This window comes from [Zimmermannella] faecalis ATCC 13722 (assembly GCF_000381765.1).
GTDB classification, from domain to species: domain Bacteria; phylum Actinomycetota; class Actinomycetes; order Actinomycetales; family Microbacteriaceae; genus Gulosibacter; species Gulosibacter faecalis.
In genome coordinates, this window is record NZ_KB907081.1 from 153,797 (window position 1) to 162,516 (window position 8,720).

Genomic DNA, 8,720 nt, shown 5'->3' on the forward strand with positions numbered 1-8,720 from the left:
TGAGCGCCGACGCCACCGAGGAGTTCCCGACGGGAACCTGGCGAGTGCGCTTCGGGAGGGAAAGATGAAGGCCGTTCGCTTCACCAATTGGAAGACATTCCCCGAGTTGAAGGACGTCGACGTCCCGACGCCAGGCCCCGGCGAGGTGCTGCTCAAGGTCGCGGGCGCGGGCGCCTGCCACTCCGACGTCGCGGTGTTCGACGAGTACGACGCCGACTTCCCCATCGCGGGCCAGCTCGGCCCCGAGTACACGCTCGGGCACGAGAGCTCCGGATGGGTCGAGGCGGTCGGCGAGGGCGTCGAGGGCTTCACGAAGGGTGACGCGTACCTCGTCTACGGCCCCATCGGTTGCGGCCACTGCCGCGCGTGCAGCCGCGGCCAAGACACGTACTGCGAGAACGCGGCGACCCAGCCATACCTTGCTTCGGGCCTCGGGCGCGACGGCGGCATGGCCGAGTACCTCGTTGTGCCGGCCCGCAACCTCGTGCCGCTTGGCGACGCCGACCCGATTGATGCCGCACCGCTGTCTGACGCGGGCCTCACCCCGTACCACGCGATCAAGCTCGCGCTGCCGAAGCTTGCGGGCGGCGGCAAGACCGCGCTCGTGATCGGCCTTGGCGGGCTCGGGCAGATCGCGGTGCAGATTCTGCGCGCGATCACGGGCGCGACCGTCATCGCGACCGACATGAAGCCCGAGGCGATGGCCGAGGCCGAGCAGCACGGCGCCGTCACGGTGCCGGGCGGCGACGACCAGGTCGCAAAGATTCGCGAGCTCACCGGCGGCAAGGGCGTGGATGCGGTGTTCGACTTCGTCGGCGCAAAGCCCACGATCGCGACGGCGCAGCAGGTCGTCGCCCGCCAGGGCCGCATCACGATCGTCGGCATCGCCGGCGGCGAGGCGAGCTGGTCGTTCTACGCGAACCCGTACGAGGCCGAGCTGACGAACACGTACTGGGGCACGATCGAGGAGCTGCACGAGGTCGCCGACCTCTACCGCAACGGCCAGATCAAGCCGAACGTCACGCGGTACGCGATGGCCGACGCGCTGCAGGCCTACCACGACCTCCACGACGGCAAGCTGCAGGGCCGCGCCGTCGTCGTGCCGCACCAGGCGTAGGGCGGGTCCGGTTCGGCGAGCGGTCGGGCCCGACCCACACTGGTGCCAGCGCACACTGATGCGGTTTTCTGGGATTGCTGCAGCCGCGGCTGCAGCAATCCCAGAAAACCGCATCAGTCGTTAGCGCGGCTGCTCGGCGGATGCGCCGCGGCAGGCGCGCGAAGCGGCGCTACCCGAGCGCCGACGGCACGATCGGAATCGCCGACGTCGGCGTCTCTTCCCCGCCAAGCACGAGGAACAGCCCCGACATCGGCGCGACCTGCACGGGGAAGCTCTGCAGGTCGTCGACCCGCCCGATCACCTCGCGGCTGACCGCATCCGTCACGAGCCGCCGCGCGGGCAACTCGTCGGAGCGCACGATGCCGAGCACGGGCTCGGCCGAGAAGTTGAGCACCGTCACCTGCATCCGCGCGTCGGTGAGGTTCGGGTTGCCGTCGTCGAGGCGGTGCACGAGCACGAGCAACCCGGGGTGCGAGACGTCGGGCACGTCGACCTGCGTCGCCTGCGGTAGCCGGTGCTGTTCGCGCACGTGAAGCACGTGCGACAGCTGGCTGAGGAACGAGTCGGGGTCGTCGAGCTGCGCGGGAATCGGGCCGTAGAGGGTGCGTGCCCGCGGCAGCCCGGCCTCCGAGAATTCGGCGTCGGGGTTCGTGTCGAGAATGTCGATCGCGCCGCGCTCGATCCAGCGCGTATCCCCCTCGGCCATGAGCTCGGCGACCGACTCCTGCGGCACCGTGAGCGCGCCGAGCACGTCCCACGCCGACAGGGCGATCGCGCCCGGCTGCCACGCGTTGTACATCGCGAGCAGCAGGTGGCCCTGACGGATGCGCGTGACAGTCGCGTCGTCGATCTCGTCGAGGTGCTGCACGCCGAGGGCTGCGGCGACGACGGTCGCGCTCGTGCAGGCGATGCCGTTCGTCGTGAACACGAGGTTGTAGTCGATGTCGCCGCCCGTGAGCTTCTCGGTGAGCTCGTGCCGCACGGTCGCGGCGATCGAGGCGCCGGCGACCTCCTGGTCACGGAACACGTAGGTATCGGCGCCGTGGCGCGAGGTCCAGTGCACGAGCTCGTACGTGAGCTCGTCGTGGTTCTGCATGCCGTGGATGAGGCTCGCGGGCTGCACGCCGTACTCGAGCGAAGTGCGCAGCGTGAGGCGCAGGAACTCGGTCTCGCCGGTCAGCAGCGCGTGCTGGTAGGCGGGGCGCGTGATGAAGTCGTACGAAAGGTCGGCGCCGGCGGCACCCGAGTCGCGAATGTCTTCGACCGTGAGGTTGAGCTCCTGGAACGAGAAGCCGCCAACCTTGCGGATCATGCTGCCGATGAACTGGTTCGCGGCGTGCGAGAGCGGGTGCCCCTCTGACCACGCGGGCCGCCCGTCGGTCGAGCGTTCGGCCGCGAGGAACCCGTTCGCGTCGAGCCGCAGCGCGCTCGCGCCGAGGTCGCCGAGCGAGTGCAGCGCGTCGCCAATGACGAGGCGCATGCCCGCGAACGTCGGGTCGAGCCAGTTGATGGTGGGCTGGCCCGCCTTGAAGTAGTGCAGGTAGACCCAGCGGCGGGTGACGCCGTCAACGCCGAGCACCTCGCGCGTGGCGCTCCAGTTCGTCTCTTTCACGCCGGGCGCATAGAAGATCACGCGCTGCAACGAGCCGATGATGAGGCCCTCGCGGGTGAGCGCTGCCTCGGCGCTGGGGCTGAGGTTCGCCGAGTCGGCGCCCTCGGGCACGTCGGGCAGCAGCGGCCAAAACTCCTCGGGAATCTCGACCATGTGGTAGATGCCCGGGTACTCCTTGTACCCCATCTCGGCGAGGCGGAAATCGGCGCCCTTGCCGGTGTGGCCGGGCACGATGTCGTCGATGATGATGCCGCCGTACTGCTCGGCGCGGTCGGTGAGCTGCTGAAACTCGGCCTCGGTGCCGAAGGCGGGGTCGACGCGCGTCGAGATGCGGTCGAACTGGCCGTCGACGCTCGGGCTGAGCTGCCAGCCGTCGATGCCGCCGGCGACCTTCGTCGGGCCGGTGTGGATGGCGCCGATGCCGATGCGCTGGAACGCCCGCCAGAGGTCGTCATTCGCGAGCGTCTCGAGGAACGACTCGCCCTCGCGCGTGATCATCGAGGCGGGATACGTGGTGAACCAGACCGATGCCTGGTCGAGCGCGCGCCGGGCGTCGGGCACGGCGTACGCGTTGCGCCACATACTCGGTTTGCCCGAGAGGCCGCGGGCCATGACGTTCGAGTCGCCGAGCATCGAGTGCCGCTTGAGCCACTCGACGTACGACGGGTTTGACGCGTCGGCGCGGCGCGGGTCAGAGAACGTGCGCTGAATGCGGCTGATGCCGAGGCTCAGGCGGGGGCGTCCGCGGCCTTTGGGTTCGTTGGAATTCTGCTCGACCATGCGGCCTCCCATCGCTCGGGGCCCGTGCCCAACGTCGGGGCCAGTCCCATCGATCGGAGCCAGTGTAGGAGCGGCGAGTACGCGCAGCCTGGATGGCCGCTAGCCTCGCGCCGCGAGTGCGCGGTCGACCTCGTCGCGCGTCGGGATCGACTCGGATGCGCCGGGGCGGGTCGCCGCGAGCGAGCCGGCCGCGAGTGCTCGCGTGACGGATTCCCGCAGGTCGACGCCCGCCGCGAGCGCGGCGCCGAGGTGGCCCGCGAACGAGTCGCCCGCCGCCGTCGTGTCGACCGCCTCGATGGCGGCCGCGGGAAGGTGCTCGGCTCCGGAACCGGTGACGAGGGTGGCCCCGGCCGCGCCGCGCGTGATGAGCGCGACCCGAACGCCGCGCTCGAGGAACCACCGCCCGGCGCGCTCCGCCGAGGCGTCGTCGGTCACCTCGATGCCCGAGAGCAGGCCGGCCTCGTGCTCGTTCGGGGTGATCACCTCGACGTTGTTCCAGAGTGAGGCGGGCAGCTCCTGCGCGGGCGCGGGGTCGAGCACGACCCGCAGGCCGAGATGGGCGGCCTCGGCGGCCACGGCGACGACCGTCTCGAGCGGCACCTCGAGTTGCAGCAGCAGGGCCGCGCCCTCGGAGGCGATCGCGCGCAGGCTCGCGACCGCGCGCTCGGGAGTGAGGGCGGTGTTCGCGCCCGGAATCACGAAGATCGAGTTGTCGCCGCTCGCGGTATCGACGCGGATGTGCGCGATGCCGGTCGCCCCGTCAACCTCGTGCAGCTCGCCGAGGCCGACCCCGGCGTCGCGCAGCGCGTCGGTCGCGACGCCGCCGAACGTGTCGTTGCCGACGCAGCCGACGAATCGCGTCGTCGCGCCCGCACGTGCCGCGGCGACCGCCTGGTTCGCGCCCTTGCCGCCGAGTCCCATCGCGAAGCGGTCGCCGGTGCGGGTCTCCCCCGCGCTCGGCACGGGCGTGCCCGTCGCGGTGAGGTCGACGTTGACGCTGCCGACGACGATGACGTCGCCGCTCGACGCTTCGGAGTTCGACATGCGCACCTGCCTCCTCGATTCCGCTGGCTGCGAGTTCATCGCACGCTACGAAGCCAACCTACGCCGCCCATCCGTCGCGCGTTGCATCCGTCGCCGTGCATCCGTCGCCGTGCACCCGACCGCGTGCATCCGGCGCTGTCCATCCGACAACCCCATCGCTAACTGACGGCAACTTGCAGGAATCTCAACCGAGAAACCGCAAATTACCGTCAGTCCGCGAAGAAGAGAGCGAAGAGATGGACCCGGCCGGATTGACTGGACAGGCGCAACCTCGGGCGGGCAGGCGGGGCAGACTCAGCCCCACCCATCCGGCAACCACCTTCGCTGACTGACGGCAACTTGCAGGAATCTCAACCGAAAAGCCGCAAATTGCCGTCAGTTAGCGAAGAAGAGATCGAAGGATGGGAGCGTGCCGAAAGTCGGGCGGAAGCTGGCGGGGCCGTGCAAATGAGCAGGGCCGGGCAGAAGAGCGGGGCCGGGCAAATGAGCAGTGCCGACTCAGCCGCGCGCATCCGACCACCACCATCGCTGACTGACGGCAACTTGCGGGATTCTCAACCGAAAAGCCGCAAATTGCCGTCAGTTCGCGGAGAAAAGAGGCGGCGGATAGGCGGAGCAAGCTCAGCGTCGGTGCGCTCACCCGCGGATGCGGCACCGGGCTCAGCGGCGGGCGGGGACCGCCGCGGCCACCGCATCCGCCACTGTCGGGTGCGTGAACTCGAACCCGCTCTCGACGAGTCGGGTCGGCTGCACGTCGGCGTCGGCGAGCAGGAGCGAGTCGGCAGCGCGGCGCCCGAGCGCGGCCCGCAGGCCCCACTTCGGCACCGGCAGCGCATAGGGCCGGCGCAGCCGCTGCGCGAGCTCGCGACCGAGGTCGTTCGACGTCGCCGGGGTCGGCCCGGCGAGGTTCACTGGCCCGGTCAGGCCAGTGTCGATGACGTGGCGGATCGCCCGCACCTCGTCGTCGAGCGAGATCCACGGCATGACCTGACGCCCGCTGCCGAGCGGGCCGCTCACCCCGAGCTTCGTCAGCCTGAGCAGCGGCTTCAGCACGCCGTCGGCGTGCACGAGCGGCGCCGTGCGCAGTAGCGTGACCCGAACGTCCGGCCCCGCGAGCAGGGCCGAGGCCGACACGAAGGCCGGCGCGTCGCTGCCGAGCGCCCGCAGCGCATCCGCGAGCACACGCGTCGGGCGCAGTCGCGAGCGGCGCAGCTTCGTGGCGTAGGCCGGGGTCCACGGCAGGCGGCCCATGCTCGCGCCGCAGAGGTTGATGACCGCCTTGCCGCCCGCGAGGATGCTCGGGTCGAGCGGCTCGAAGTTCGCGAGCCGCTGCACCTCGTCGGGCGACTCGGCGGGGCGGCGCACGAGCCGCACGACGGTCGCGCCGTCGCGGCGCAGCGACTCGGTGAGGGCGCGCCCGATCAGCCGGAGGCACCCGCGATCACGTATCGATCGGTCATGAGTTTTCCTTTCGCGCGAGCTTCGACGGCCACCACACTGCGCGGCCGACGTCGGTGAACAGCGCGGGCACGAGCAGCGCGCGCACGAGGAACGTGTCGAGCAGCACGCCGAACGCGACGATGAACGCGAGCTGCGCGAGGAACAGAATCGGAATCACCGCGAGCGCCGCGAACGTCGCGGCGAGCACGAGCCCGGCCGACGTGATGACCCCGCCCGTCACGGCGAGGCCGCGGAAAATGCCCTCGCGCGTGCCGTGCAGCTTCGTCTCTTCGCGCACCCGAGTCATGAGGAAGATGTTGTAGTCGATGCCGAGCGCGACGAGGAACACGAAGCCGTACAGGGGCACGGCCGCGTCGGCGCCCGGGAAGTCGAACACGCCGTTGAACACGAGGGCGGCGACCCCAAGTGCCGTGCCGAACGAGAGCACCGTCGTGAGCACGAGCAGCACCGGTGCGAGCACCGAGCGCAGCAGCAGCATGAGAATCAGCAGAATCACGACGAGCACTGACGGGATGATGAGGTTGCGGTCGTGAATCGACGCGGTGTTCGTGTCGATCGCGGTGGCGGTGACGCCGCCGACGAGCGCGTCAAGCCCCGCGTCGGCGAGCGCCTCGCGCACCTCGAGCACGGTCGATTGGGCCGCGTCGGAGTCGGCGGCGTCGGTGAGCGTGCCCTGCAGCAACACCTGCCCGTCGACCTCGGTGGGTTCGGGTGCGGGGGCGCCGGGCGGGCCGGATGCGCCAATCCCGTCGGCGGTGACCGGCGCGGTGCCGGCGGGGCTCGCGTCGCTCACGACCGCGACGCTCGCGATGCCGTCGCGCTCGAGCAGCACGTCGGCGGTCGCCTGCAGCGAGTCGGCGTCGACGACGACGTTGACGGGGCTGCCCGAGCCGCCCGGGAAGTGCTCGCCGAGGGCGGCCTGCCCGTCGCGGGCCTGAGACGACGCGAGCACGAGGTCGGACTGCGGCACGCCGTGCGCCTGCAGCTGCGTGACCCCGGCGGCGCCGGCGAGCAGCACGAGCGACGTCACGATCCAGATCATGCGGGGGCGGCGTTGAATGCCGCGACCAAGCCGCGCCCAGGCGCCGGTGGGTTCGCTCGCGGGGCGCTCATCCTCGCCCTCTGCGTATGCCGGGCCCTCGGCGTGCGCCGGCACGTACTTCGGTCGGCGCGGCCAGAACGCGGCGCGGCCGAACGCGTAGAGCACGGCGGGCAGCAGCGTGATGGCCGAGAGCATCGCGAACGCGATGCCGATCGCGGCGACGGGCCCGAGCGTGCTGTTCGACTTCAGGTCGCTGAGCAGTAGGCACAGCAGGCCCGCGATGACCGTGCCGCCCGACGCGAGAATCGGCTCGATCGCGCCGCGCAGGGCCCGCCACGTCGCCCGCCACTTGTCGGTCGTGTGCCGCAGCTCCTCGCGGAACCGCGCGACGTAGAGCAGCGAATAGTCGGTCGCGGCGCCGATCACGAGAATGAAGAGGATGCCCTGGGTCTGGCCGCTCAGCAGCAGCACTCCGGCCTTCGCGAGCCACCACACGGCGAGCAGCGCGACGGTGAGCGCGAACAGGCTCGTCGCGAGCACCGCGATCGGCAGCAGCAGCGAGCGGTACACGACGATGAGGATGACGAACACCGCGAGCAGCGCGACGAGCAGCAGCACGCCGTCGATGCCCGAGAACGCCTCGATGAGATCGGCCGAGAATCCGGCTGGCCCGGTCACGTACGCCGTGACGTCGTCGGGGGCCACCTCGTCGAGCTTCGCCGAGATCGCCTCGACGACGTCGCCGATGTCGGCGTCGCTCGCGATCGGCACGAACGCCTGCGCCGCGAGGCCGTCGTCGCTCGGAATCACGGGAGAGACCTCGTCGGCGACCCCCTCGAGCTCGGGCAGCGCGGCGATCGCGTCGCCGAGGTCGGCGAGGGCCGCCTCGTCGAGCTCGGTGTCGGCGGTGAACACGATGACGGCGGGCAGCACGTCGGCGTCGGTGAAGTCGGCCGCGAGCTCCTGCACGCGCGTCGCGTCGGCCGACTCGGGCAGGTACGCGGTCTGGTCGTTCGACGACACCTCGCTCACCTTGCCGAAGTATGGTCCGCCGATGCTCGCGCCGACCAGCCAGACGAGGATGAGCGCGGCGGGCAAGACAATGCGCAGCCATTTCGGCACGCCGGTGCGCTTCGGCTGGGTTCGAGCGTGGGTCATGCAGCTCCAATGGTCGTCACAAGTCTTCTCGGCGTGGCGGCGCGCGTCAAGTTCGCCGCGCCCGCAGCGCACCGTCTGTATCGCCGCGCCCGCATCGCCGCACCGGACCGGACCGGACCGCTACGATCGCGCACATGACCGAACGCACGCCAGGCCCCGACTCGACCGCTCGGCGTGCGCGGCTCGCCGTCGCCGCGATGTTCCTCACGAACGGCGCGCTGTTCGCGAACCTGATTCCGCGCCTGCCCGAGCTGAAGGCGCAGCTCGCGCTCGACAACACGGCGTACGGCCTCGTCGTCATCGCGTTCCCGTTCGGCGCGATCGTCGCGGGGCTCGCGGCCGCGGCGGCGATTCGCCGGTTCGGTTCGTCCGCGGTGTCGTGCGGCGCGACGCTGGGCATCAGCCTCGCGCTGCTCGCCGCCGGGCTCGCGCCGAACGTCGTGCTGCTGATGCTCGCGCTGTTCCTCGGCGGGGCGATGGATGCGCTCGCCGACGTCGGGCAGAAC

General features: G+C 70.8%; 5 protein-coding genes and 1 pseudogene. 2 read left to right on the top strand and 4 right to left on the bottom strand.

The features are described 5' to 3' along the window. Nucleotides 1–64 precede the first annotated feature (64 nt). Nucleotides 65–1,117, top strand: a complete 1,053-nt coding sequence (locus G328_RS0110685; RefSeq protein ID WP_019619349.1) for an NAD(P)-dependent alcohol dehydrogenase — start codon at nt 65–67, stop codon at nt 1,115–1,117. A 169-nt stretch (nt 1,118–1,286) separates the two neighbouring features. Here the strand turns inward: G328_RS0110685 and treS are convergent, their stop codons facing one another. The 4 genes from treS to G328_RS0110705 all read right to left on the bottom strand — a co-directional run bounded on the left by treS (nt 1,287) and on the right by G328_RS0110705 (nt 8,214). After that, on the bottom strand, nt 1,287–3,509 hold the full coding sequence (treS, locus tag G328_RS0110690) for a maltose alpha-D-glucosyltransferase (RefSeq protein WP_019619350.1): 2,223 nt from the start codon (nt 3,507–3,509) through the stop codon (nt 1,287–1,289). 99 nt (nt 3,510–3,608) lie between these two features. Further along, entirely contained in the window at nt 3,609–4,553 is a 945-nt protein-coding gene (locus G328_RS0110695) for a ribokinase (protein ID WP_019619351.1), read from the bottom strand. A 660-nt stretch (nt 4,554–5,213) separates the two neighbouring features. Then, complete coding sequence (locus tag G328_RS0110700; RefSeq protein ID WP_019619352.1) at nt 5,214–5,927, bottom strand: DUF1731 domain-containing protein; 714 nt, start codon at nt 5,925–5,927, stop codon at nt 5,214–5,216. An 82-nt stretch (nt 5,928–6,009) separates the two neighbouring features. Further along, nucleotides 6,010–8,214 carry an MMPL family transporter gene (locus G328_RS0110705; RefSeq protein ID WP_019619353.1) on the bottom strand — a complete coding sequence of 735 codons (2,205 nt, stop codon included), beginning with the start codon at nt 8,212–8,214 and terminating at the stop codon, nt 6,010–6,012. Nucleotides 8,215–8,348: 134 nt separating this feature from the next. Here G328_RS0110705 and G328_RS0110710 point away from each other — a divergent pair. Continuing rightward, nucleotides 8,349–8,720: pseudogene (locus G328_RS0110710) on the top strand (MFS transporter); the annotation flags it as partial.

Excerpts from the sequence above, each read along its gene's own strand:
- G328_RS0110705 (WP_019619353.1), bottom strand. The coding sequence starts at position 8,214 with ATGACCCACGCTCGAACCCAGCCGAAGCGCACCGGCGTGCCGAAATGG.
- G328_RS0110695 (WP_019619351.1), bottom strand. The coding sequence starts at position 4,553 with ATGTCGAACTCCGAAGCGTCGAGCGGCGACGTCATCGTCGTCGGCAGC.
- treS (WP_019619350.1), bottom strand. The coding sequence starts at position 3,509 with ATGGTCGAGCAGAATTCCAACGAACCCAAAGGCCGCGGACGCCCCCGC.
- G328_RS0110685 (WP_019619349.1), top strand. The coding sequence starts at position 65 with ATGAAGGCCGTTCGCTTCACCAATTGGAAGACATTCCCCGAGTTGAAG.